The organism is Desulfurococcaceae archaeon, from assembly GCA_038845865.1.
In the GTDB taxonomy this organism is placed as follows: Archaea; Thermoproteota; Thermoprotei_A; order Sulfolobales; family Desulfurococcaceae; genus UBA285.
Genome location: JAWBQJ010000002.1, coordinates 192,109 through 216,077, shown reverse-complemented (window position 1 = coordinate 216,077; position 23,969 = coordinate 192,109). Strand labels below are relative to the sequence as shown.

The following is a 23,969-nucleotide window of genomic DNA, read 5'->3' as shown; positions in this document are numbered from 1 at the left end:
GCGATGGGTCTTAGGTTATCCGCGTTCTAAGTAAAGTACCGGCATTCATAGCCACGCTTAAAAGCCCTAGAATCATCGCCGCGTATACTAACAGCGGCTTTACCACTAGTCCGAAGAGTTCGTACAATACACCAGTTGCTAGTAGTGCTAGGAAAACATTATAGATAAACGCTAATACCAGGTTCTGGTACAGCTTTCTCTTAACTAACTCGCTCAGCTCGAATAGTCTTAAAAGACCTGCTAAATCGTCGTTTGATAGGACAACATCCCCGAATTCCTTCACGATGCCGAAGTCGTTGCCCATAGCTACTCCTACAAACGCGGCTGACAGCGCAATAGCATCATTTATCCCCTTACCAACAAACATTACCCTTTCACCTTTATGTTGCATTTCCGCGACTAATTTCGCTTTGTCTTGTGGTCTCATTTCAGGGTATGCTAGATTCAGCTCAAAAACCCTGGCATAGTAGGATACGGAAGCCCCACGATCCCCGCTCACAATGCCCGCAGCTAGTCCGCGCCTCTTGAGTGCTTTAACGGCTTCTAGGGAGCCGTTTCGTACACTGTCAGCCACCTCTAAGATGCCTGCCACCTTACGGTCAAACACTATAATTAGCGGCAGCGAACCGCGGTTTTCTAAGTAGTTTACCAGGAACTCGGTGCCCTCGTTTACCCTAATCTTCAACCCCTTTACTGCTTCGTACCTGCCAATTATCACTTCGCGGTCACCAACACGGCCAACTGTGCCCTTTTGGGGGACGTGTTTATAGTGGCTAGGGCTACCGTATCTAACTCCCCTACTAGAGCAATACTCGTTGATCGCTAAGGCTAGTGGGTGGCTACCTCTGGACTCTAGGCCACACACGTAGTAGAGTACTTCTTCGTCACTAAGAGCATTAGCGACGTACAGGGATTTTATGGCCAGCTTACCAACTGTAAGTACCCTCGTCTTATCGAAAAGAACTACCGTTACCTTTGGAACACGTTCGAACACGTCACCGCTCCTGATCAGTATTCCCGTTTTAGAGGCCTTGTAAGCGGCGAGCGTTATGATGAGCGGTGCAGCTATTCCCAGGGCCCAGGGGTATGTGGTAGCAAACACTGTAGCTGTAAATATTAGAGCTAGTTGGAGGGATTTCCTAGTGAACCACCAGTACAGCGCAGTAAAGATCCCTATGCCCAAGGCCATCCATGTAATTACATTACACACCTTGTCTACGGCCTTGCGTACAGTCGGCTTCCTCGACCGCGCCTCCCTCGCGGCCTCGATTATATGCATGAATAGCGCTTCCTCACCAGGCCTCGTAGCCCTCACCCTCATAGAACCTGACACTAAGAGGCTGCCCGCGTATACGGGATCCCTTAAATTACTTCTCTTGACTACCGGTAAAGGCGAACTCGTGAAACTGATCTCATTGACGTACCCCCAACCCTCCACCACGACCCCATCAACGGGTATCATCTCCCCGGCATTGACCTCGACGATATCGCCTGGCTTTACCTTAAAGGCATCAACTTCTGAGGTACCGTTTTTCCGTAGCACTCTCGCCTTGCCTAGATACCTCTGCACCGACTCTTCCAGGTACCCAGCGTTCCACGATTTTAGTCTTTCTTCTAGAAATACTCCCAGACTTAAGAATCCACAAATACCTGCAGCGATTCCGAGAAAAAACCTTGGACTCGCATCTATGCCGGGATACTGTAAGTAACTTGTTAACGTAAGAGTCCCTGCCATGAACGAAATTAGCGTGGATAAGGCGGCGAGAGACTCTGACGTTGGAGAGCATTTTAAGAGGGCCTTTATCCCCCTAATCAGCACGTCGCCCGTTAAAGCGATAGCCGTCATAGCTAAGGTTAGGTGAACTTGAGGCGGAATTAAGTATTCGAGTTCAATAACGCGTGACGCGGAGATCAGCGCATCGCTTATCACCACGACACTAACGATGAATGTGAAGATCCTCATTGAAGCTATAAACCGCCGGAAGCGGTACGTGTAGGTAGTAGGCCTCGCCCTGGTAACGGGCCTTACATTGAACCCGGTGTCTTTCAAGTAACCTAAAAGGCTTTGCATGTCGGTAGTTAGCGGATTATATACCACTTTAATCAGCCTGGTAGCTGGTGAGGCCCTTGCTTCAAGTATTCCTGCCATCCTTAGCAATTCGCCTTCTAACTGTATGGCATCGCGGGGGCTTAACTTATCCGCTTTGAAAATTACAGATCCCTTATGCACATCGTAACCGGCATCTTTTATTGCCTCGTAAATGTCGTTCAGATTGCACTTATCGGCATTGTATACTACCTCTGCCAATCCCGAGCGTATATCCACGTTAAAGACTAAGACGCAGTCGAGCCTGTGAAGGCGGCTCTCCATGGTAGCTATACATGTCTTGCTGTCAACCCCTAAGATCCTCAGCTTCTCACTCGAATACCTCATAACCGAGTTGCCCCTAGAGACATTGCACCGACAGCAGGAAGGGTATTGTATGTGTTGGGTTCGCGCAGAAAGCTGTAAGCGGGGGTTGCTCTGGGACTCCAAGGTACAAAATGCCATGAAAACAGTGCAAAGCATAATTGCGAGGAGTCTGAATACGTACACATGGTGCTCTACGAGGATTCGCACTACTCGTAAGAACAGGAGGTACCTCTCCTCGTATCAACGGTGATAACACCCACGTAGCCACAATAAAATATCTGGCTGGAAGCTTTTATTTCTATAGCCTAGATGGTGAAGACTAAGAAGTCTAAAGGTACCAGCCCACCTCTCGCTCACGCGCCTCGTGGAAGGCTAAACCGATTCGAACTTATAATAAGCTAACTGGTTGCGCGCTACATTGTAGTCCACACGCGTTCAAGCTACGAGGCCTCAACCGGTTCTTAGCCGCTTATTAAGACAGGTTTATAAAGTACAGTGGTTTACAAGTTTTAACCTGCTTCGTGGCCTGTGAAAAGAGGGGCTTAGGAAACAGCGACGAGCCGCCTCTTAACGGCCTAGTAGGGAAGGGTACGGTAAAATTACTGGGTAGTCCTTGAAAGTCCTCCGGCCAGGTTTATGGGTTTACCTTCGTTTAGTATGAAGGCTGGTATCTTGTCCTTGTAAGTTTTCAGAAAGTCAAGGTCCCGTTCCACCTTGCGCCTGCTATTAGTTAGCATCACGACTATGCCGTTTCTCACAGGGTACCAGTGCTTGCAACTTGGGCAGTAAAGCACGGCTGTCTTAATGGCCATTCTAAGGCACTCGCTACATGGATACTCTTTCCCCTGCTGGACACTTTCCTTTAAGTAACCACAGTAAGACTTGCAAAGAGGCATTTCCAAGCCACTTACGTCAACTTCTTGTTTTTCCTCCTCAATAACATACATCTCCAGCGGAAAACTTTTGCAGTGAACGCATTTAAGTACATCTAAGCCCCAATACCTCATCAAGAGCCCACCACCCCCTTAACTATGCTATCAACTCTTTCCAGTATCTCTTTAGCTAAGTTCTCTGTTTTAGCTTCGAGCATGACCCTTAGCACGGGCTCGGTACCACTAGGCCTCACCAATAACCAGTAATCTCTTGATACGACCTTCACACCGTCAATAGTGATCAGTAGGGCATCTTTGAACTCCTCCTCGACGCGCCTGATTACTTCAAGGGCCAGACCACGGTTTAACCTGTATTTCACCTTGATCGTGTAGTACTGGGGAAGTTCATCAAAGAGCTCGGATGCCCTCTTACCTTCCTTGGCCATTAATTCGAGGAATAGCGCTGTTGTCATTGCACCGTCACGTACGTATTGGTGTGGTGGGTACATAAATCCACCGTTCTCTTCAAAGCCGCATAGCGCATCGCCGCTTTTCCTCATGGTGTGGGCTATGTCTACACTGCCCACCTTTAGCCATACGACCTCTACGTTAAAATGCTTTAATACATCTACGATAATGGTGCTAGATGATACGCCCGTATATATGCGTCCTCGTTCACCTCTATGTACTACCAGGTGTTTAGCTAGCAAGGTTGCGGACCGATCACCCCAATGAACTCTTCCACCTTCATCTATAAATATAGCTCTATCGGCATCCCCGTCGTGCCCCACCCCGAGATCGCATTTGTAGATCGTAACGGCCTTGGCCGTTTCCGCGAGTGTTTCCGGTGTGGGCTCTGGTAGCCTCGCTGGAAACGGATCGAGTGTTCCATTAATTACTACCGGCTTAACGCCTAGTTTTTTGAGAACTAAGGGCGTTGTCAACGTACCTACGTTATTAACGGGGTCTACGAGTATTCTAAAATGCCGCCTTGCGATGGCTTCTCTATCAACATGGCTTATAACGGCATTGACGTACATGTCATTCACGAGCGGATACCTTACGACACTCTCGCCTGCCTCTTTCCAGTCTACTACTCTGAACCGCTCTTCCCAGAAGTACTCCTCTATAACACGCTCCTCATCCCTATCAATCTCTATTCCGTGAGGCCCGATGACCTTTATACCGTTGTACTCGGGTGGGTTGTGGCTGGCGGTGATCATCACCCCTCCATCGAAGCCCTGGGTCTTAATGGCGTATTGTAGTGCAGGTGTTGGCGTATACCCGGCATCGTAAACCCTAAGCCCCGAAAGAATGAGAGTGCCCTCCACTATCCTCTTGATCGCGTCACCGCCAGCCCTCATGTCCATGCCTACGAGTATCTTGGACCTCTCCCCGAAGAACGCGCCTATGGCCGATGCGAGCCTCACTATAAAGTTAGGCACCAGATCTATCCCGGTTACCCCTCTTACACCATCTGTCCCGAAGAGCTTCTTCAATACTCTTCCTCCTCTAAAAGTTCTTCGAGCATTTCGTAAATCTCAAGACTACCATCACGTAGCTTAAAAACAGAAACGTAGCCCCGCTCTTCAACCCATTTTCTAACCTTTAAAGAGACGACGCTCAGGTAACTTAGTACCTCTTCAATGGTGTTTTCGATATCTTCACCGCTATCGCGGAGATCTTCGAGAACCTCTCTAAGCCCCTCACCGTGCTTTATAGTCATGTAAACGAAGTTATTTCTAACCTCTACTTGAAGGTAAATGGGAAGTGAGGGGTGCAAGACACGTATTTCATGCTCGCTATGAAGTATAACGATGTAATTAAGGGATTTGAGATGCTCTGCGAGCTCATTTACGATGCTCAAAACACGCACCCTGGTAAGTAAAACCATAACTCCAATATTAAGTTACCAACGGGTTAAAAAGCCCCTCTTGATGTGCTTGTAGCGTTAACGTAGCACTATAGTATCTTAGATCAGCTAAATGGTGCTGCAACGCGCAGTCACTATTCGAGAAACCGGCTTAATTTAAGGTGGATTTACTCTCTAAATGGTTGTGGGCGTGAGGGCGTTAAACTTGAATATTTTGATCGCTGCATCGATTAGAAAGAATGATGAGCTTAACTGGGTTAAGGTGGTCATTGAAAAGCACCACAGAGACCGCATCTGGCTCGTTGTTGACAAGAAATCCACCGAGATTCTTGCGAGGTCTAACATACTGTCAAAAGTTAACGAGAATAAAATGGTAGTGTTTGCTGGCAAGAAGCCGGAAGAACTCGCCCTCAGGGTCTTTAAGGTTGCTACTCCCGATATTATATACACGTGCGATAAGTACGGTGCACTAAAGGTACTCGTAGACTTTCTCAGAATAACCCCTGTAAAGCAAATTGAATGTTAGCCCTTAGCATGAATTTCCACGATATCGCCGTCGTGTAACATGTGATCTAAGCCCACCCTCTCGCCGGGATACCTGACAGAGGTACCCCACACGCGCGCGTAAAGAAAGTTTTCAACGAACTCGCTATGAATACCAATAGCAACGTCCCTTACTGTAGCGTTTTTTCTAAGTACCAATGGTCTCTGAGAGGGTGGCGCGTTTGGCGCCTTCGTGTAAACTCTTATAATTTCGAGGACATTGTAGAGTGTCAGCGCAATGGAGTCCAGGCCTTCACCGGTTATAGCGGATCCCACTATGACTGGCGTACCCGGTAGTGCCCGGCCGATCGCCTCCACCACGCCGCGATCGGGGCTGGCCAGATCAGCCTTATTGATAAACACCACCGACGGCTTGTATACCGTTGCCTCAAATATTGACTGTTCAACGTCATCTATGGTTACTTCGCCGTAGATCTTCACGTGCGCATTATATATTCTATAGCTTTCGAGGAGTTTACGAACTTCATCGGCTGTAGCGTCCAGCAGCTTACCCATAAGGGTTATACGTATACCCAGTTTACCCGTTCTCATCACGTTCAGCACGACCCTGCCACGAGGCTTAACGAGAAGGACGCCTTCGCGCTTTAACAAACTCACCAAGTTTTCGAGCTCGTGAAGTATGTTCGAAGTCGCATCCAGTACGATCAGTGCTCCATCAGCGTTCCTTATGAGCCCAACGACCTTCCTAAAGAGCGATCCCGAGACTAGTGGAGGGGTATCTACGAGTTGAAAGTAGACGTCATTGTACTTCAACATACCGGGTACGGGGTACGTCGTGGAAAAGGGATAATCAGCTACTATCGTTTTTGCACCAGTTAATTTATGCACCAGGAGGCTCTTTCCGCTGTTTGGAGGCCCTATTACAGTCACTTGAACGTCCCCTTCCTTTTCAACGAAGAAGGATGTCCGTGAACCCGCCCTCTTCCTTCTTCTTTCTTCGAGCTCGTCGCGTAGCTCGGCAAGCCTCTTTGTAGCCCATTCACGAAGTCTTTCTGTACCCTTATGCTTCGGTACACTGGAAATGAAGTCTTCAAGAGCTTTGATCTTTTCTTCGATAGTTCTGGCATCCATTACCCTTATCCACTTAGCCCTAGCTTCAGCCGGTAGGTTCGTAGGCATGTGTTTCACCGTCTGGCGTAGTCTAGTAAGCTCTTGTGCTTAGGAGCTTTTCCACCTCTTCTCTTTTCCCTATACCATGTGGGTGCTATATTTTTCAGTACGCGCCAGCTCCTTCTAACGTATAGAGGGGGGTCCGAACCCGGCGTATACATCTCTTTAAGCCACTTCTTTGTAAGCGGGTCTGCCGGGTAACCTGAACCGAAGTTTCCAACGTGTTTCCTTAGTTTAACGAGGTCGAGGTCCCTCATTACCTTTGCAAAAATGCTTGCAAGTGCTACTGGAAGATACCTGGCATCGGCGCCAGGTTCCATTACGAACTCTACCGGAAACCCTTTAAAACAGGTTTCCGCAATGTCCCTGATTCTGCTAGCACGTCCTTTAATTTCATCTACATATATGTGCACCCCGCCTACGTCGGGGTCGATTAGCGTGCAGAGTATGCGCAGGATCCACCCAATGCATTCTTCTTCGACGTCGTTAAGGTTTTCCCGGTCCATTCTCCAGGGATGCACGTATACGGCAACTACAACTACCCCCTCTCTAAGTGCTTGTTTATAAAACCAGTACCTTTTCTTAGGGCTTAACCGCTTGCTTTCCTTTAAGCTTCGATTTTTAAGCTTTTCAAGCATGTCGGGGGACACCAGAACACCTGATACGATCATGTCACCTATTAGCGGCCCCCGTCCCGCCTCATCTATGCCAATGCGAGTCAACGAGTTCTCCTTCATTACGGCTGCTCCCAGAGCTTTATATTGGTGTGAGTGGTAAAGAGGTTTTAGCCATTTATCAGCAAGTGGCGAAGGTACCGAATAGTGGCATGAAGCACATGAGCTCGTAAGCGGTAAAATATCTAGGAAGAACTGCAAACCCCTCTAAGCATAAAGGTGTCAGTGAGGAAGGTTGCTGTACCTCATGGAACAGTAAAGTATAAAGTAGGGTTTACTCTTGTAGTAACCTAGGTGATTTTGCGTGGACGGGTTTTACGAGAACTTAGAAACATGGGTTAAGAGGCAACGCGAAGTTAAGAAAATGTTCATGAAGGCTGAAGAGAAGTATAAGGAGGCGGACAGGCTTACACTAATAACACTCTCCAGGCTGGCATTTCAGCACATGGGGAAAACGATCGAGGCTTTTGATAGCTGGCTTAAGGACCCCATGATAACCACCCACATGCCCCGCGAACTGCTAATAGAGCTCTGGGACAGCCTCAGGGAAATATTCTATAAGTTGATAGACCTGGATATAGAACATACTTCGAAGTTCGCCGAGCACCTAAAGAACTTAGAGGAGACGAACGCCATTAACCCATTATTTACTATTAGGCCTTCACGTGAAGAAAAGGAAGGCAGAAGGCAGCCCCCAACACCAGTACTCTAACGTTTAGTAGCCTTCAAGGTAGTTTCAACGTCTACAGGCGCGATCTTGGGCCAAGCCTCCTCGAAGGCCTTTCTTAAGGTATCTACATCACCCTGAATGCTCTCCGCGGCTTTGTCTAAAACTTCTTTACCCAGCCCCGTTATGACTAGTTTTCTGCTCTTAGTGGACATTTCTACGAGCCCCGTGTACTTGAGTGACGTCAAGTCATTGATCAGATCTTTACTCACGGGCGTATCGCCCAGTAGAACGAAGTTGTAGCCTAACTTAATATTTGAGCTCTTTTCGACACTGTATACCAAGTGGGCTAGTGCTTTTTCACTTATGCCGTTCGTAGCTAAGGAGATCAGATATAGTAGCCTGAGGATCCTCTGATTCTTTAATATATCGGATACCGTTATAACATGCCTGGTCAGGATCTTTATTTCCTTGCCTTTTTCGGTACCAGCCTGTGGAGTAGCCGCCTTGGATTTCTTTAACCCGCCCATAAGATTTACACCGTAAAATCCGTACCATGTTAAATATACTACTCGTGGCTTTTATTGCTGTGAAGTACTGGCGCCTTCGGCGCGAGCCCTAATGCTACGAGAAGGCCTGCTTTATACCTCAGAAGCTCCCGCTTATCTAGGTACTTGAAAATACCCGTATCGTCTACACTGTAAGCTTCCAACAGCAGGGTGATAACATCGTCTATTTTAGCTTGTTCCGGCGCTAGCGTTTGTAATAACTGCTCTACCCCCCTAACGGCATCTTTGATCTTCTTTTCGAACTTAGAAGACCTGGCCAAGAGGAGTAGGTAAATGTACGTCATTGAAATGACCACGAGCAAGGTACCGGTAAGGGCGCTACTCAGTTCGGCCTCTAAGGCTATTAGTAGTATCCCAAGAGCAACGGTACCTGTAAGTCCTAGAATTGGTTTCAGCAATGTGAGAATTAACGACGCCGTGGAGACTGCCAGGTATACTAGTTCGAAATCGAGGCCCACGGACACTATACGTATTGCTGTAACCATGAAGCCGAGTACGGCGGGTAAAGCGACCTGAACTTTTTCCATTACGTATGCTTTTTCAAGGACGTCCTTGAACTCGGTTACACGCTCTCTCAGTGAAAGGAGACTCGAGTAGAGCGCGTACTCGTAGCCTGGATTGTCTGCAAGTTTTGAAATCTCTTCTATCAGTGCAACCAGCACGGTGTACCTCTCCCACACCGTGCGCGAAGGCACTAACGGCTTCCGTGCCCTAATGATCGTGTCTTTAAGCCTGGAAACCTCGCCACGGCCCCAGGCGCAATACTCACGGCTTTCAAGAATAGATATAAGCGTGTCTAGCCTTCTCAAAACGTCATCTATTAGTATCTTCAAACCGACCACTCAAACCCATAAACCCATTTAAGTTACGTGCTTAAATACTTGAATATGAAAGTAGACGACAAGTTGACACTTCATGGTAACATTAATCGTACCCTCTAAACAGCTGAAAAGGGTGGTAAAGGACTCGTTGAACTCGAGCGTTGAGAAAGTATTCATTGGTATTGGGCATAGAAGTGGCAACGTGTACGTCGTCAAAGATCTACATGAATGTCCAAACATCGCGGAGAAGCCAAGTACGCGCTTCGAAGCGGACCCCCTTTGCCTGTATGATATTCACAGGAAGGCGGAGAGCTGGGTCCTGGAGATAGTTGTACTTGTCCACAGCCACCCAGCACAACCAGTACCCAGTGCAGAGGATCGAAAGGGCATGGAACACTGGCCGCTTCCGTGGTTAATAGTAAGCTCGCTCACGGGAGACTACAAGGCGTGGATGCTAGTTAATGGCGAATTACATGAAGTCACCGTTGAGGAATCGAGTTAAGATGCTTTAATAAAGCTAAAAAGTAGTGTGAAAGATGTAAGATATCTCTACTTAGGGGCATGCCTGCCAACTGGGGTGGTATCTATGAGTGGTACCGATATAAGGGTTGAAAGCGTGGCCAGGAGAAGGATCGGTGCTCACAGTCATATACGTGGACTTGGACTAGATGAGAAAGGTAAGGCGGTATTCAAAGCAGACGGCCTAGTAGGGCAGGTTGAAGCGAGGGAGGCTGCCGGGATAGTCGTTAGGATGATAAAGGAAGGTAAAATGGCCGGTAGAGGAATACTCCTAGTAGGCCCTACCGGTACTGGTAAAACAGCTATAGCGGTTGCTATTGCTAGGGAGCTGGGTGAAGACACGCCGTTCGTAATGATGTCTGGTAGCGAAATTTATAGCACGGAGAGAAAGAAAACCGAGATCTTAATGGAAGCTGTCAGAAAGGCCCTGGGAGTCAGAATTAAAGAGGTTAGGAAAGTCTACGAGGGCGTGGTTAAGGAGGTAAAGATCAGAAGGGCCAGACACCCAATGATACCATACTATGCAGTGCCCGTGGAGGCTAAGATAACGCTGTCGACGAAGGACGAAGAAATGACTCTAACGGTGCCGGAAGAGGTTACACAGCAAATTTTAGAACTTGGTATCAGGAAAGGAGATGTCATATGGATTGACGCAGAAACGGGTAGAGTTAACAGGGTTGGCAGAACCCGTGAAATCGAAGGCGCTAAGACGTACGACATCGAAATCAAGAGGCTCGTTGAAATTCCCAAGGGCCCCGTCAAGAAGGAAAAGGAAATAGTTACAGTCGTGACACTACACAACCTCGATGTCTACTTTGCTGCCCAGAGAAGCCTGGTAAGCTTCTTCGGTTTGACATTTGAACGTGAAATACCCAGTGAAGTCAGGAGAGATGTCGATGAAACGGTTAAGAAATGGCTTGACCAGAGGAAGGCGGAGCTCGTGCCCGGAGTGCTATTCATAGATGATGCTCACATGCTTGACATAGAGGCATTCAGTTTCTTAACAAGAGCTATGGAAAGCGAGCTCGCTCCAATAATGATACTAGCTACTAACAGAGGCTTTGCAAAGATAAGAGGCACTGACCTGGAATCTCCACATGGAATGCCTCTAGACCTTCTAGATAGACTACTAATTATACCTACGAGGCCTTACACTGCCGATGAAATACGCGAGATAATTAGGATCAGGGCAGAAGAGATGGAAATAGAGCTTTCAAAAGAGGCGCTTGAAAAGCTCGTTGAACTCGGAACAAGGAGGAGCTTAAGGTACGCTGTTCAATTACTAGAACCAGCCCGTATCATATCCGAAGAACGTGGTTCACAGATTATAGACGTGCAAGACGTGGAGAAGGCTTCTAAACTATTCATAGACCTATCAACTAGCGTAGAGTACTTGAGACAGCACGAAGAGAAATTCCTCAAATAGCCAAGTACACCAGATCAAAGTTCAAACCGCCACTCCTCGTGAAACGGAGACCTTTTATGCACGAGCTGGTTGCCGTTTCTTCGCTTCTAGGTTTTGTAGGTTAAGGCTTTTTTTGAGGCTTTCGGGGTCGCTAGTGGTGATCATTTACGGGCCTTGCCGTGGAAAATGCTTACCAGCGGCTCTGGGTTCCTGAGACCCATAGTTATCTGTGGAGAGAGGACCCGGGAGAACCGGTGGTGACCCTTCTCAGGTCAACGGGTAAAGACCTAAATGGGAATACGCTTGCATGCTTGGTAGCTTCCAAAATGCTACGTAACTATTTCACCTACAACGGCTACATCGACTTCAGCTACCGATTACATTCATCCCATTACGCTTACCGCTTCTTACAGCCAGCCCTCTACCCAAACGACCTTTCAATACCCTCTGGCTAATTTTACAATGTTCTTGATTCTTTCCCTAGTTACGGGGCCTAGAGGCGCGCCCGTTGCTCTCTCGGTTAGCCTACAAAAGGCGCAAGTACCCGTTGATGAGGGCATTCCACAATATTTGCACGGCACTACCTTCTTCTCGATGTTGGCACTAACGTACTTTGAGAGGTTCTTGAAGATTCTTCTCGCTAGAGAAAGCTTAAAGCCCGGCATTACCTCTTCGAGCTCATCCAGCATCTTGCGAATAGATGCTTTAAATGGATCCCTGTACTTAAAGGGGCAGTCCGTTTCGACGTATTTGATGTTCCGTAATGAGGCGTACATCAAGAGGTCGTTCTCATATGTCTCATATAGAAGCTTGAGCTTTGGCGTGGCAATGCCCGGTATGCCGGGTATGGCAGGCACCATTTTGCTCATGTCCACCAGGTCTTGTAGCATGAAGTCCTTTAGTATGAACACTAAGATGTCATCCATGTGGTGTCCAAGCGAAACGGCATCTACACCTAGTTCCACCGCAAATAAGTTTATGAAGTACCGCTTAATCATGCCGCAAAGGCTACAAGCAGGCCTCTTAACCAACTTAACGAGCTCTGGAAGAGTATGTCCCACCAATTCGCTGAGTGCAACGGTAAAGCACTTCGCGTTTACGTTTTCACACGCCAACTCTACGGCCTTCCTTGACATTTCAGAATACAGCCCTATTCCGAGATCTAAGTGAACGCCGTAAACGGCCTTGAGCCCGAGGGCGTCTTTTAGTTCATTTAAAATGTACAGTAAGCTCAAGCTATCCTTCCCCCCGGAGAGGGCCACGAGCAGACTATTAACGCCCTTTAACAGTCCACGTTTCTCGATAAACTTATGCACCCTGCTTTCGATGTACTTGAGATAGTGTTCTCTACACAAGTTTAGCTTAGCGTACGGCACCCTTACAATAGCTTGTGAGCTACACTTATTGCACTTTACCTTGAAACCGCTTGAAATGTAAAAACTCAACGAGTAACCACCTAGAGCGTTTCTTGGCATCCATGGTAGTGTTATTAGCCTAAGTACTACTTAATAGTGTGTAGGAGGCTGCCTCGTGAAACGCCAAGAACGTAGGGCTGGGAGCAGTTGGTACACATCGGGGTAACGTATAAGAGCCTTGTGGAGGAGGATTTCAAGGTTTTAGCCGCACTAGAAAAGGGCTTAGCAGACCACGAGTATGTTCCATTAAGGGTGCTTGAAAGGCTTAGCGGTATGTATGAAGAAAGATTGCAGCTGGTTCTCAGGAAACTACACGACCTTAAGCTCATTAAACGCGAAACAGTCGGTGGCGAGAAGATGTATAGGCTCACCTACTTGGGTTATGACATGCTAGCCTTACGAGCTCTCGTGAAAGCTGACGTTATCGAGGCGTTAGGGAGTAAGGTCGGCACAGGCAAAGAGAGCGAGATATACCTGGGCCTTGCACGGGGCGGGATGCAGGTCGCCGTGAAGTTCTTGAGAATAGGCAAAACAAGCTTTAGGCAAACAGCAAGAGTTAGGGTATGGACGCGTGATGGGAGCCTCTCGTGGTACACTCAGTCAAAAGTGGCAGCTGAACGGGAATACAGGGCCTTAAAGAAGCTGGTGGAGTTTAAGGCGCAGGTCCCCGTGCCGGTGGGGTACAACAGACACGTAGTGGTAACAGAGTTTATTGACGGCATTGAACTCTTCAGGAGGCCTCCTTTAGAAAGCCCAGAGGAAGTCCTAGACAAAATAGTAGAGACGATCGCCGTAGCCTATCATAGGGCTCAAATCGTTCACGGAGACCTAAGCGAATATAATGTACTGATAAGGAAGGGTGATGAGGCCCCATTCATAATAGACTGGCCGCAGTACGTTTACAGGGACGACCCTAGTTCCACGGAGTTACTTAAGAGAGACGTCTACTACATAGCAAAGTTCTTCAATAGGGTCTATGGCGTAGAAGTTCGTCTCGAAGACGCCTTTAAACGCGTATTAAGCTGGCAGAGTACATAAGGAGATATAAAAGTTCAAACGCTTAATTGTCATTAAAGGTGGCTTGGTGCACGGGTGGGCGCATTAGTCACGGTTATGGGCATTGATATAAAGCCAGGACATTCACCCAGGTCCTCCAGGACACCTAAATATGCAGTTGTGATCTTGAGAGATGGTCGGGTAATCAGTAGGCTAGATGACGTGCCACTACACAGCATCATAAGGCTCGTAATAGAGTACCATGTCGACGTGCTCGCAGTCGACAACATCTACGAGGTCGTAGGGAGCTCGAAAGACCTTGCAAGGATATCCAGAATAATTCCCTCATGGTGCAAAGTGGTAGAGGTTACAAGCACTGAAAGCGGTTTTGTTAGCGTAGAGGAGCTTGCCACGATATTGAACTTGCAAGTCAAGCCTACAACGTCCCTTGACACAGCATTAATCAACGCCTACGCTGCGTATTTGGGTTACGGGAGAGTAGTAAAACTCCCTCCCGAGAGAGTTTACATCATTGTATCTAAGGGTAGAACCCCGAGTCAGGGGGGTGCAAGTAGTGATAGGTTTAAACGAAGTATCAGAGCATCTGTTCTTCAACTAGTGAGAGAAATCAAGGAAGCTCTAGATAAAAACCACGTAGATTACGATCTCGTAGTTAAGGAAAGCGATGGAGGGCTCGAAAGGGGGCTATTCGTCGTCTATGCTTCACCGGATAAGGTACGTGCGATAATATCGCCGGTAAGGTGCAGAAACGTCAAGATCTCGGTTAAGCCCGTGACTACCGTAAGAACGGTCACGAAACACCGCAGAGTGGTGATACTGGGTTTAGACCCGGGTATTAGCGTCGGCGTCGCCGTATTAGACTTTGACGGAAGGCCCCTTCTCGTTAGAAGTTACAAGAATCCAGATAGAGAGCAAATTCTTGCAGAGGTGTTCTCGGTGGGTAAACCCGTCATAGTAACGGTAGACGTTGCTAAGCCACCGGAGTATGTCAGAAAGATAGCTTCAATGCTCAGGGCACAACTCCACACCCCTGACGAGGACTTAAGCTTCGAGGAGAAGCAAAAAATAGTAAACGAGTACTTGTCACAGCACAACATTGATGTGCCAGATACGCATGCCAGAGACGCTCTCGCAGCGGCCATAAAGGCGTATAAACACATCAGACCCCTCATGGAGGAGATAGAGTCCAAGATCAGGGGCATGAGCGGCGTAGACAGAGACGAAGTCGTAGTTCAAGTTCTACGAGGCAGGACGCTCTCAGATGTCCTAGAAGAGGTGTTCTTGAAGGTGCTTAGCAGGAGAAGAATACGAGGCGTTGAAGCCGCTGAGAGGAAGGTGGAAAAACCATACAGAGATAGCGATGAAACGGCGAGGCTACGTAGTAAGGTCTCCGAGCTCGAGAACGCTGTAAAAAGACTCGAAGAGGAGTTAAAGCGTAGGGAAGAGTTGTTAAAGAGCCTTGAAGTGGAATTAAAGCTACTTAAGAAAAGACCCCTAGACGAGGAATGCGAAAGAAAACTTAACCAGGTACAAGTCGAGCTGGATGCCCTCAAAAGGCTCCTAGACGAGAGGTCTAACTTGGTTGGTACGCTACGCGATAAGGTTTCCTTGTTCGAGAAACTGCTCGTAGACACAGCCATGGGTAAGAACACTATAGCGTGTAAAGCCCAGGCAATATCCGTGTGTAAAGGGCTTCCTGCATACGTTGAAAAGGAACTAGACATCACTAAGTGTGTGGAGTACGCTAGAAGTCACAGAACAGGTATACTTGTTCCGAGGCGTTTTGGGGTACAGGGCTTAGAAGCGCTTCGCGTACCTGTAGTAGAGGTGGACGTTGTTGCAGATCTCGGAGACTATGTCCTGGTAAATAGCGGCGTTCTCGAAGAAATAAAGAACGAATGGAAAAGAATTGAAGAGCTGGAGGCACGCGAAAGGAGGGAACGGATATTCAAAATGATAAAGGAGTATCAAGAGCTTAGAAAAAAGACTCAGTAGAGGATGACCTGGTCGTTTATAATGAGCTCCGTTATCTTCTTGATGTTGAGAAGAGACTCCTCTACGATTCCTATGATGTCGTTCTTTACATGTCCAGGTATGTCTGGAATATTCATATCTCCCGGTACAAGCTTCACGCTGGCTATGAGCGGCTGATCTATGGGCTTGCCTATCTGGCTAAGGATCTCGACGTAGACGTTGCTTAGTATATCCCCGTGCGCGGCGTGAACCCTTTCCGCAATGATCTTCGCTAGTACATTGTAGATTTTTCCAACATGGTTAACTGGGTTCTTGCCCGCTGTCGCTTCGAGGCTTATAGGCCTCATCGGCGTTATCAGGCCATTAGCTCTATTACCTCTACCTGTAGCCCCATCATCGCCATGTTCGGCTGAAGTACCCGTCACCGTGATGTAGAAGCTGTCTTTTTCAGGGATGTCAGCGGTGTTGACGTATACTTTGACATCATATTCAGGCGCGATCTTGTGGGCCAATTCCATAACTTCCTCGACTATGCTCTCTTTAACCTTCAAGTACTCGTATTTATTGCTTACTTCACTATCGATAATAGCCGCAGCTATCGTGAGTATTACCTGCCTGTCTCTTCTCAGCCCCATCACCTTGATGTCCTCTCCCACGGCTGGGTACTTTTTCTTGAATTCCCTGCTATTGAGAAGTCTCTCGGTTTCGTAGACCAGTTTCTCGAGAACCGTTAACGGGGCGAAACCTACTCCGATGCTTGTATCGTTAGCTAAAGGTACGTACTCCTTGCCGGCTTCGAAGACGGTTACCAGGTCCGTACTACCCTTTCTGATCTTGTAATCCACTATCACGTGGAGGTCGGGGTCGAGGTACCTGAAGTTCTTTCTAATCCAGTCCTTTACTGCTTCCACTACAAGCTTACCGTATGGAATGCTGTAGGTAACACCACTAACTCTAACCTCTGTAGTCGCGCGGCCGGCGACGATTATGTATATAGGCTCTATTACATCTCCGCCCCCAAATCTCGGGGACGCCTGCCCACCCACCAGTAGCGTCTTATCTAGGTTATGGTGTAGAATAGTACCAAACTCCTTTAAGTAGTACTTGCAGAGCATCCGGGAAGCCGCCTCGCTGGCGGAGTCCGCGATGTAATCGGGGTGTCCGAGACCTTTCCTCTCAACCAGTTCCACTTTCATGTCTTGAACGTTCTGCATACGTAGAAGCTCCACTTCAATATTTCGGGAAACCCCCACCGCGAGCACCCTGAATGCTATTTTCTGCTAATTAATCCAAAGATTTTAAAGTTTACTGCCATAGCTCCTTGAGCAGCTAGTTTCACTCCTCACAATAAAAGGGCCCTTCACCGATACCGTATTCTACTACCCTAAGCGGACCGGGCAGCACATCAAGTACTTGCTGCTCGCTTAAAACGTATCTGGTACCGGTCTTTTCGAGCGCTTTGTTTACTAGAATTCCCACGATCTCGCCGGCCGCCTCCACGGGCTTTACATCACCCGGTACCACTATGACGTAGGAAACGCAAGTCTTTTTTACTAGTTCAGGAGAGGCCGCGTAAACTTTGACGTAAGCTCCATAAATACTATCACAGAACACCCTTAAACCTATTCCGAGCCTTAGCGGAACCCTGAGATAGTTTCTCTCGCCATAAACCATGAACGCGCCCTTGGAAAGGTATTCTCCTGAAGGTGGGCTTTTCGAGACCTGTCTTCCCTTAACCCAGTAAACCTCCACGTAGCTGTAACCGGCTTTCCACGCCTTGGAGTAGCACGCGGCAATAACGGCAGCGTCGGCTATGTCATCCTCGTTAAGCTCTGCTCTGTTTCTTAGCATTACAGTTGCCGGCGCACCATGTACATTGGCATGGAGAAATACATCGTCTTCTCCCAAATACTTCTTGACAAGTAGTTCGTTTTGAGCAGCGTCGCGCCCGGCTACAACAATAAGGTTGTTCCTGGTTAAGCTCCACCTAAACTTATCATACCAGTATCTAGGTGGAGGTTTAGCGTGTATGCGAGGAGCCAGACGCTTTTCCAGCTCGATAGACTTGTTCTCAAGGGCCTTAAGGGCTTCCAGTGCCCTTTCAATCTTCTTCTGGAGTTCGCCGCGCCGCTTTTCCAACCTCAAAACCTGGTTATCGAGGTCTTCCCTAATGGAGAGCTCTAGCTCGTTGTCACCGGTCTTGATTTTTATAGTTCCACGTCGCTCGTCGTACTCCACTACGTTGCACTCCGCTAAATACTGCCATCCTCTCTCAACGCGCGTTTTCCTCGCGCACTCTAGTACTCCTAGTACGGTGTAGTAGTTTTCGTAAATGAGTGAAAGGGCTTTCGTGACCCTTTCAAGCTCTTTTCGGTACTCTTCAATAGCCTTTTTTTGCTCTTCAATGCTCTTTTTCCACATCTCAGCCTGCTTCTCGGCCTTCATTCTTTCCTCTTCGGATTTAAAGTAAGCTTCTAGATCAGTAAAGTACGCGTCTATTGCGCTGTCAAAGTCTCCGACTTCCTTAACCTCTAACCCGTAGATCTCGGCGAAAAGCCTTGGTTTATAGGGCGAGTAAAACTCAATTCCCTTGTTCCCGTAGACTAAGTATCCTTTGCCTTCTAGAGACTCCGTTACCAATAGCACATAATAGCGTGCAAGTTCTTCTAAAGCGTATTTGGGAATTTCTGTAGGTTTCTTTAGTTTATCTTCGTAAAGCCCCGTTCTCAAAAGTAATTCTTCGGCGATGTAGCCGGGTAATCCCCATTCAGAGACTAGACCCCTTACAAGGTCCTTTCCCTTCAACACAGCGTCTACTAGCGCTTTAACGTTCCAAGGTGGTAGCCCTCTTACCGGTGGTGGTTGGTACTGTAGGCCGGGCTTTATAGTTCTATCCTTGAACTCCTCGAAGCGCGAAGAGTAGATAACCTTACCGGTTGCATCCGTTAATACCCATAGACCCCGTGGCAGTAATTCAACGTAGTTTACTAGCTCTTTACTACCTTTTAGAGCCTTGATAACTACTATTCTTTCCCACCACGGCATTTCAACGCTCACGATCTTTCCATCTCTTACATGCGCACGCAAGTACCTAGCCACATTGTCGATACTTTTTTCCCCGGGCTCGCTAACGGAGATGTGTATTCGCTGCCCGGGCTCTACCTTTAGCAACTTAGTAGAGCCCTTGCACCTGATCTTCAAAAGCCAGCTATATTTCAACCTATACGCGTTATCTACGAAGCATTCTTTCAGATCCTCACTGTGAAGGCTTGTCCAAACATAAGTATCCACGACGTCCATAGACTTCTTGAGCACCATTAACACCTGGAGTGGCTTTTAAGCAGGGGGACCTCATATTACACACTTAGGTGTAGTGCTTGATAAGTGTACTCAAGAACCTGACCATCGAAGACAGGATCGTACTGCACAGACTCGTAGTGGGGATCATCTTCGGAGCTGCAGTCTTCGCCGCGTCCTTCTTCGTCCCTCCACTCACGCTCTCCCCCCTAGCATGGTCTACGTCTGTGCTAGTATACTACGTAACGGTAGTTCACATCGTGGTCAAGTACAAGCCCACTAGCAGGTTCCAAACATATCTTCGAGGTCTTGCAACTTTTTACGGCGCGTGGCTATTAACGGCAATAGTACTCTACGAGGTTGCAGGTCATTTGGGGGTGAGAAGGTGATAAAAGCGGTCTCGCTGGACCTCTGGGGCACGATAATAGAGAATGAGAAGGGGCCCTTAGAATCTTACACGCTGATGAAGCTCGAGGCACTTAGATACTCACTAAGTAAATATAGGTCTATCGAAATAGATGACCTTCTGCGCACATATATGAAAATCATGCGTTACAAAGACACAATACCGCCCCGGCTCTTTGCCCGCATACTAGCACTACTACAGGGGTTTGAACCAAGTAACCCGGTTACGGAAGAAGCCGTAAGGGCTTACGAGGAAGCTGTATATGCCTATAAACCAAAAGTGATGGAGGGCGCTCAAATACTACTCGAATACGTTAAAAAACGGGGTTTAAAGGTCGTTGTAGTCTCGAACACGTCATTCTCAGCTAAAGCAATCGCGAAGATTCTGGAAAACTCCGGTTTACTACAATACATTGACTACATAGTCTCTTCAGCGGACACCGAGGTGGTGAAGCCTAATCCAAGAATATTTTACGCCGCGCTTAAAGCTGTAAACGTAGAGCCAAGCGAAGCCGTTCACTTAGGGGATTCCTGCGTTAGAGATGTCATTGGAGCGTATCTTGCTGGAATAAAGCCGATACTTCTCGCAAGGAGCGAAGAGGCCATAGAGTTATGCCGTCAAATACCCGAATTGAGGGTTGTTAAAAGCCTAGAAGAGGTGGTGAAAGTACTCGAAGAAGCGAGTAGTCTACGGACCAGGTAACGTTCACGTAGCGTTGACCTTTAATGCCGCGAGTCAGGGTAACACCGAGTTGAAGTGGCGCGATCATGTCGACGCGTAAACCCATGCTAGTTATCGAGCACTGCGAGCCGGATTTAAGTCCATGGCTTATTCTAGAATACAGACACGCTTCGCTGATATATGGCCGCGACCACGTAATATTCACTAACGTACCTGAAAGGTACCACAAGCTATTGGCTAGGTACGGTAAAGTAAGGCGCGAAAGCGTAATTGCCCTTGTCAGCAATGGCGAGATGAAGCTCGAGGAAATCATAGTGCTGGACCCAAGAGCTGAAACGCCCTTAACCTACCAGGACCTGGCAACGGCGAAGTACGTAATAGTTGGCGGCATACTGGGTGATCATCCGCCGCGTGGAAGGACGCATCAGTACATAACAAGTAGACTACCACATAGCGTGAAATCGCGCAATATCGGTAACGGGCAATACAGCATAGATGGGGCAACGTACTACATTGATTACTTATGGAGGAACAAAGACTTAGCACGCTTCAAATACGTTGATGGCATTTACATCGAAACCGATCAGGGGTATGTGTACCTGCCGTACCGGTATCCTCTCGTCAACAGCAGACCGCTAATAGCAAACGGCTTAGAGTACTATCTAAAATACCGCAAGATGAGGGATGATATATGGAAGGAGATAACGTCTCGGTAGAGCTGAAATCCAGTCACCTTACCGCATCAACCAAACTTAGCTTATTCGTAGTACAGCCGATCCCTTGATCCTCGCCGACTTTAAGTTTCTCAGCGCGATGTTGACCCCTTCAAGCTCATACTCCTCTACGTGGATATCTATGGGTACTTCAGCCGCCAGTCGCAGTAACTCCTCTATATCTCGTCTTGTAACATTTGCAACGCTCTTGATCTCCTTCTCTTCCCATAAGTGGTTTTCGTAAACGAGATTTACAGGCGTCTGCTTCCTAATAACATTTATAACGAGTCTTCCACCTCTGTTCAGTAGTTCAAGAGCGCGTTTAACGGTCTCTCCCACGGGTGTGAAGTCTATTGCCCTGTCTAACCTCGCAGGAGGGTCTTCTTGCGGGTGGCCTGTCCAATCCGCTCCAAGCCTTCTAGCCAGCTCTCTGTGCTCGGAGCTCCTGCTGAAGACGTATATCTCGGCGTCTGGGTACAGCCTCCTAACGACCTGTATTATTATGTGAGCAGATGCGCCGAAACCGAACAAGCCTAGTCTAAGACCGTTAGACATGTTAGTTAACCTAAGTGCACGGTATCCAACTGCGCCAGCGCACATTAATGGCGCGAGCTTAACGGAGTTAACGTTCACCGGAGCCCGGTATACATAGTCTAAGTAAGCCGTGGTGTATTCCGCGTAGCCGCCATCGATGTGGCACCCCGTGGCCTTAAAGTCCACGCAGAGGTTCTCTAAGCCCCTCTTGCAGAAATCGCAGTTACTACACGTCCAAGCAATCCAAGCAATACCAACTCTATCCCCCGGTGCGATCCTACTAATAGTTTTCGGGGCTTCTACGACTTTACCGATAACTTGGTGTCCAGGTATTATGGGCAGTTTGCACTTAATCCTACCTTCAATAATATCTATGTCTGTGTAGCAGACACCACAGGCTTCTACGCGTACAAGTACCTGGTTATTACTCGGAGCGGGGGTGTCGAGGTCTGTAAGTGTAAGAGGGTCTTCTTTTAGTGGAAGCTCCATGGATCTACGAGGTAAGCCTTCAACGAAGATCTCCGCGTTTTTATAGAGGACCGCCGCCTTCACGGGCCACACCTTAGATGTTCTAAGCACTAACACCTAAAACTAGTAGGCATAACCTTCCTAATTAAGCGTGCTACATCTCACATAAACCTGAGAAGACCCAAAAAGAGAGGTTAAATGGAGATAGAATAAGTTGCCCACTTTATACCCACAAGAAGAAACGCGTAGACTCGGCTTCAACGAGAGGGTATAAAAGTCCTTGTAACTACTATGAACTTGGTGGCTCCAGGTTAACGGCGTTACATGCTTTAGATGATCCAATAATACCCGTACTGTTTCCAAAATATCAATATATGCTGATACCCTATCTTATATATACTTTTTAAGCGATTTTAACGAAGTTACAATTTGTTCTGGTGCCTAGGCATGAAGAAGCACGCTTTAATTGCTATAGTACTAGTCATCGCAATCGTCGCAGCAATATCCGGGTACTATATTGGAGTATTGACGAAGCCGCCCGTAGTGAGTGAAGAAAGCCCTCTACCGTCAACAACTCCCGCATCTCCTATACAGAGCACTACACCAACGCCGTCATCGCAACCGGCATGGACTCCCCCTGAGAGGATCAGGGCGGCGTGGATATATGTGGGGCCGGTCGGGGACATGGGCTGGAGCTACATGCATGATATTGGAAGGAGGGTGGTAGAGGAGCTGTTTGGAGATTGGCTTAAGACAACGTATAAAGAGAGCGTTACTGAGGCGCAACTTCTTAGCGTGATTGACGAGCTTGTAGCGCAAGGATACAACGTAATCTTCACGACATCCTTCGAGTTCATGGACATGACGATCGAGGCAGCTAAGAAGTACCCGGACGTAATGTTCTTCCACTGTTCCGGTTACAAGAGGGCGCCTAACGTGGGGACGTATTTTGCAGACCTCTACCAGGTTTACTACTTGAATGGGTTATTAGCAGGCGCGCTTACAAAGACCGATAAAATAGGCTACGTTGCGGCACATCTGATACCAGAAGTAGTTAGGCACATTAACGCGTTTGCCATTGGTGCAAAAGAGGTGGGTGAACAGCTCGGCAAGGACATTAAGGTGTACGTGATTGAAATAGGTGCATGGTACGACCCCGCTAGAGCTAGGCAGGCGGCAGAGGTTCTTCACAGACAGTATGGTGTAGACGTGCTAGCGTTTACGGAAGACTCAACGGCTGTGGTTGAATACGCGAAAGAGAATGGACTCTACGTCTTTAGCCATTATGGGCCCATGCTCAAGTTCGGTCAGGACGTGGTGGTGAGCGGGCAGCTCGTCAGATGGGAGTACATATACGCGGACATACTACTAAAGATCAGGAGCGGCATCTACACACCATACAACTTGGAGAACGTGGATTACTGGTGGCTTCTAAGCTCGGGTGCAGTTGAACTAGGAGCTGACATCAACCCTGACGGATCGGTAGTAATGATTAACCCGATGTACGAGCAGGTGCTCAGTACTGTCCACGTTGTAGACAAACTTACCGGTGAGCGCGTGAACGTTTATGACCTCGTCATGAAGAGGTACTACCAGATGAGATCGGGAATGTTGCCAACGATACTGGATACTAGTGCCATTGGACATAAATACACAAACACCTCGTACATCAGCGTTAACTGGGCCGGTAAGATAGGAGTGGTGAAGTACCCGGTAGCACAGCTCTTCGAGCCGTTTACTGGGCCCCTTGAAGGCTACTGTCTACTACCACCAGAGAGGTCTTATAGTTCGTGGTGCCAGAGCCCAGGACCAGGGGGGACCGTTAAAATACCTAGCGGCCTGATGCTAGGTCACGCCGATTTGTGGAACATGGATTGGTTTGTATCGTGGGTAGTTAAAGTGGGCGGCTAGAGGCAAAGGGTGCGGACGACCTTGAATAGTAGTGTTCAATCTCTGTTTTTTTCAGTTCCTAAAACT

22 protein-coding genes are annotated in these 23,969 nt (G+C 47.9%); 10 read left to right on the top strand and 12 right to left on the bottom strand.

The window, feature by feature from the left end; genetic code table 11:
• Nucleotides 1-10: 10 nt before the first annotated feature.
• From QXU03_04130 to QXU03_04115, 4 genes are all read right to left on the bottom strand, one after another.
• On the bottom strand, nt 11-2,434 hold the full coding sequence (locus QXU03_04130) for a heavy metal translocating P-type ATPase (GenBank protein ID MEM2170930.1): 2,424 nt from the start codon (nt 2,432-2,434) through the stop codon (nt 11-13).
• 578 nt (nt 2,435-3,012) lie between these two features.
• Nucleotides 3,013-3,420, bottom strand: a complete 408-nt coding sequence (locus QXU03_04125; GenBank protein MEM2170929.1) for a Trm112 family protein — start codon at nt 3,418-3,420, stop codon at nt 3,013-3,015.
• Nucleotides 3,420-4,784 (bottom strand): phosphoglucosamine mutase, encoded by a 1,365-nt coding sequence (glmM, locus tag QXU03_04120; GenBank protein ID MEM2170928.1) that lies wholly within the window; start codon nt 4,782-4,784, stop codon nt 3,420-3,422. The genes QXU03_04125 and glmM overlap by 1 nt, the downstream gene beginning before the upstream one ends.
• The gene (locus tag QXU03_04115; protein ID MEM2170927.1) at nt 4,781-5,152 is read right to left on the bottom strand and encodes a hypothetical protein; all 372 of its coding nucleotides are present in this window, start codon (nt 5,150-5,152) and stop codon (nt 4,781-4,783) included. The genes glmM and QXU03_04115 overlap by 4 nt, the downstream gene beginning before the upstream one ends.
• A gap of 184 nt (nt 5,153-5,336) precedes the next feature.
• On the opposite strand from QXU03_04115, the gene QXU03_04110 reads away from it, so the two are divergent.
• Nucleotides 5,337-5,684 (top strand): hypothetical protein, encoded by a 348-nt coding sequence (locus tag QXU03_04110; protein ID MEM2170926.1) that lies wholly within the window; start codon nt 5,337-5,339, stop codon nt 5,682-5,684.
• Here QXU03_04110 and QXU03_04105 read toward each other — a convergent pair.
• Both QXU03_04105 and rnhB read right to left on the bottom strand, forming a co-directional pair.
• Nucleotides 5,681-6,841, bottom strand: a complete 1,161-nt coding sequence (locus tag QXU03_04105; GenBank protein MEM2170925.1) for a TGS domain-containing protein — start codon at nt 6,839-6,841, stop codon at nt 5,681-5,683. The two genes, QXU03_04110 and QXU03_04105, sit on opposite strands and share 4 nt — an antisense overlap.
• Before the next feature lie 5 nt (nt 6,842-6,846).
• Nucleotides 6,847-7,569 carry a ribonuclease HII gene (rnhB, locus tag QXU03_04100; protein ID MEM2170924.1) on the bottom strand — a complete coding sequence of 241 codons (723 nt, stop codon included), beginning with the start codon at nt 7,567-7,569 and terminating at the stop codon, nt 6,847-6,849.
• 241 nt (nt 7,570-7,810) lie between these two features.
• Here rnhB and QXU03_04095 point away from each other — a divergent pair, with 241 nt between their 5' ends.
• Entirely contained in the window at nt 7,811-8,218 is a 408-nt protein-coding gene (locus QXU03_04095) for a DUF2153 family protein (GenBank protein MEM2170923.1), read from the top strand.
• On the opposite strand, the gene QXU03_04090 is transcribed toward QXU03_04095, so the two are convergent.
• The gene (locus tag QXU03_04090; protein ID MEM2170922.1) at nt 8,215-8,703 is read right to left on the bottom strand and encodes a hypothetical protein; all 489 of its coding nucleotides are present in this window, start codon (nt 8,701-8,703) and stop codon (nt 8,215-8,217) included. The genes QXU03_04095 and QXU03_04090 overlap by 4 nt on opposite strands.
• Before the next feature lie 38 nt (nt 8,704-8,741).
• The gene (locus QXU03_04085; protein MEM2170921.1) at nt 8,742-9,584 is read right to left on the bottom strand and encodes a hypothetical protein; all 843 of its coding nucleotides are present in this window, start codon (nt 9,582-9,584) and stop codon (nt 8,742-8,744) included.
• A gap of 73 nt (nt 9,585-9,657) precedes the next feature.
• Here QXU03_04085 and QXU03_04080 point away from each other — a divergent pair, with 73 nt between their 5' ends.
• Both QXU03_04080 and QXU03_04075 read left to right on the top strand, forming a co-directional pair.
• A complete protein-coding gene (locus QXU03_04080) occupies nt 9,658-10,065 on the top strand; it encodes a M67 family metallopeptidase (protein MEM2170920.1) in 408 nt (135 codons plus the stop codon).
• Nucleotides 10,066-10,149: 84 nt separating this feature from the next.
• Complete coding sequence (locus QXU03_04075; GenBank protein MEM2170919.1) at nt 10,150-11,508, top strand: RuvB-like helicase; 1,359 nt, start codon at nt 10,150-10,152, stop codon at nt 11,506-11,508.
• Nucleotides 11,509-11,924: 416 nt separating this feature from the next.
• Here QXU03_04075 and QXU03_04070 read toward each other — a convergent pair whose 3' ends face one another.
• Nucleotides 11,925-12,932 (bottom strand): ATP-binding protein, encoded by a 1,008-nt coding sequence (locus tag QXU03_04070; GenBank protein MEM2170918.1) that lies wholly within the window; start codon nt 12,930-12,932, stop codon nt 11,925-11,927.
• 117 nt (nt 12,933-13,049) lie between these two features.
• On the opposite strand from QXU03_04070, the gene QXU03_04065 reads away from it, so the two are divergent.
• Both QXU03_04065 and QXU03_04060 read left to right on the top strand, forming a co-directional pair.
• Complete coding sequence (locus QXU03_04065; GenBank protein ID MEM2170917.1) at nt 13,050-13,940, top strand: RIO1 family regulatory kinase/ATPase; 891 nt, start codon at nt 13,050-13,052, stop codon at nt 13,938-13,940.
• 54 nt (nt 13,941-13,994) lie between these two features.
• Nucleotides 13,995-15,914: a DUF460 domain-containing protein gene (locus QXU03_04060; GenBank protein ID MEM2170916.1), complete on the top strand. Its 1,920-nt coding sequence runs from the start codon at nt 13,995-13,997 to the stop codon at nt 15,912-15,914.
• Here the strand turns inward: QXU03_04060 and QXU03_04055 are convergent.
• Nucleotides 15,908-17,146 carry a methionine adenosyltransferase gene (locus QXU03_04055; GenBank protein ID MEM2170915.1) on the bottom strand — a complete coding sequence of 413 codons (1,239 nt, stop codon included), beginning with the start codon at nt 17,144-17,146 and terminating at the stop codon, nt 15,908-15,910. The genes QXU03_04060 and QXU03_04055 overlap by 7 nt on opposite strands.
• A gap of 82 nt (nt 17,147-17,228) precedes the next feature.
• On the bottom strand, nt 17,229-19,208 hold the full coding sequence (rqcH, locus tag QXU03_04050; protein MEM2170914.1) for a ribosome rescue protein RqcH: 1,980 nt from the start codon (nt 19,206-19,208) through the stop codon (nt 17,229-17,231).
• A 62-nt stretch (nt 19,209-19,270) separates the two neighbouring features.
• On the opposite strand from rqcH, the gene QXU03_04045 reads away from it, so the two are divergent.
• The 3 genes from QXU03_04045 to QXU03_04035 all read left to right on the top strand — a co-directional run bounded on the left by QXU03_04045 (nt 19,271) and on the right by QXU03_04035 (nt 20,993).
• A complete protein-coding gene (locus tag QXU03_04045; protein ID MEM2170913.1) occupies nt 19,271-19,579 on the top strand; it encodes a hypothetical protein in 309 nt (102 codons plus the stop codon).
• Complete coding sequence (locus QXU03_04040; GenBank protein ID MEM2170912.1) at nt 19,576-20,298, top strand: HAD-IA family hydrolase; 723 nt, start codon at nt 19,576-19,578, stop codon at nt 20,296-20,298. Before QXU03_04045 ends, QXU03_04040 begins: the two co-directional genes overlap by 4 nt.
• A 65-nt stretch (nt 20,299-20,363) precedes the next feature.
• Nucleotides 20,364-20,993, top strand: coding sequence for an RNA methyltransferase (locus QXU03_04035; protein MEM2170911.1), 630 nt, complete (start codon nt 20,364-20,366; stop codon nt 20,991-20,993).
• Nucleotides 20,994-21,029: 36 nt separating this feature from the next.
• Here QXU03_04035 and QXU03_04030 read toward each other — a convergent pair whose 3' ends face one another.
• Entirely contained in the window at nt 21,030-22,109 is a 1,080-nt protein-coding gene (locus QXU03_04030) for a zinc-binding alcohol dehydrogenase family protein (protein MEM2170910.1), read from the bottom strand.
• A gap of 330 nt (nt 22,110-22,439) precedes the next feature.
• Between QXU03_04030 and QXU03_04025 the strand changes: the two genes are divergently transcribed.
• Nucleotides 22,440-23,903, top strand: coding sequence for a BMP family ABC transporter substrate-binding protein (locus tag QXU03_04025; GenBank protein ID MEM2170909.1), 1,464 nt, complete (start codon nt 22,440-22,442; stop codon nt 23,901-23,903).
• Nucleotides 23,904-23,969 lie beyond the last annotated feature (66 nt).

Coding starts and splice junctions, on each gene's coding strand:
- rnhB (MEM2170924.1), bottom strand. CDS start 7,569: ATGAAGGAGAACTCGTTGACTCGCATTGGCATAGATGAGGCGGGACGG.
- QXU03_04025 (MEM2170909.1), top strand. CDS start 22,440: ATGAAGAAGCACGCTTTAATTGCTATAGTACTAGTCATCGCAATCGTC.
- QXU03_04090 (MEM2170922.1), bottom strand. CDS start 8,703: ATGGGCGGGTTAAAGAAATCCAAGGCGGCTACTCCACAGGCTGGTACC.
- QXU03_04105 (MEM2170925.1), bottom strand. CDS start 6,841: ATGCCTACGAACCTACCGGCTGAAGCTAGGGCTAAGTGGATAAGGGTA.
- QXU03_04125 (MEM2170929.1), bottom strand. CDS start 3,420: ATGAGGTATTGGGGCTTAGATGTACTTAAATGCGTTCACTGCAAAAGT.
- QXU03_04080 (MEM2170920.1), top strand. CDS start 9,658: ATGGTAACATTAATCGTACCCTCTAAACAGCTGAAAAGGGTGGTAAAG.
- QXU03_04035 (MEM2170911.1), top strand. CDS start 20,364: ATGTCGACGCGTAAACCCATGCTAGTTATCGAGCACTGCGAGCCGGAT.
- QXU03_04130 (MEM2170930.1), bottom strand. CDS start 2,434: ATGAGGTATTCGAGTGAGAAGCTGAGGATCTTAGGGGTTGACAGCAAG.
- QXU03_04075 (MEM2170919.1), top strand. CDS start 10,150: ATGAGTGGTACCGATATAAGGGTTGAAAGCGTGGCCAGGAGAAGGATC.
- QXU03_04110 (MEM2170926.1), top strand. CDS start 5,337: ATGGTTGTGGGCGTGAGGGCGTTAAACTTGAATATTTTGATCGCTGCA.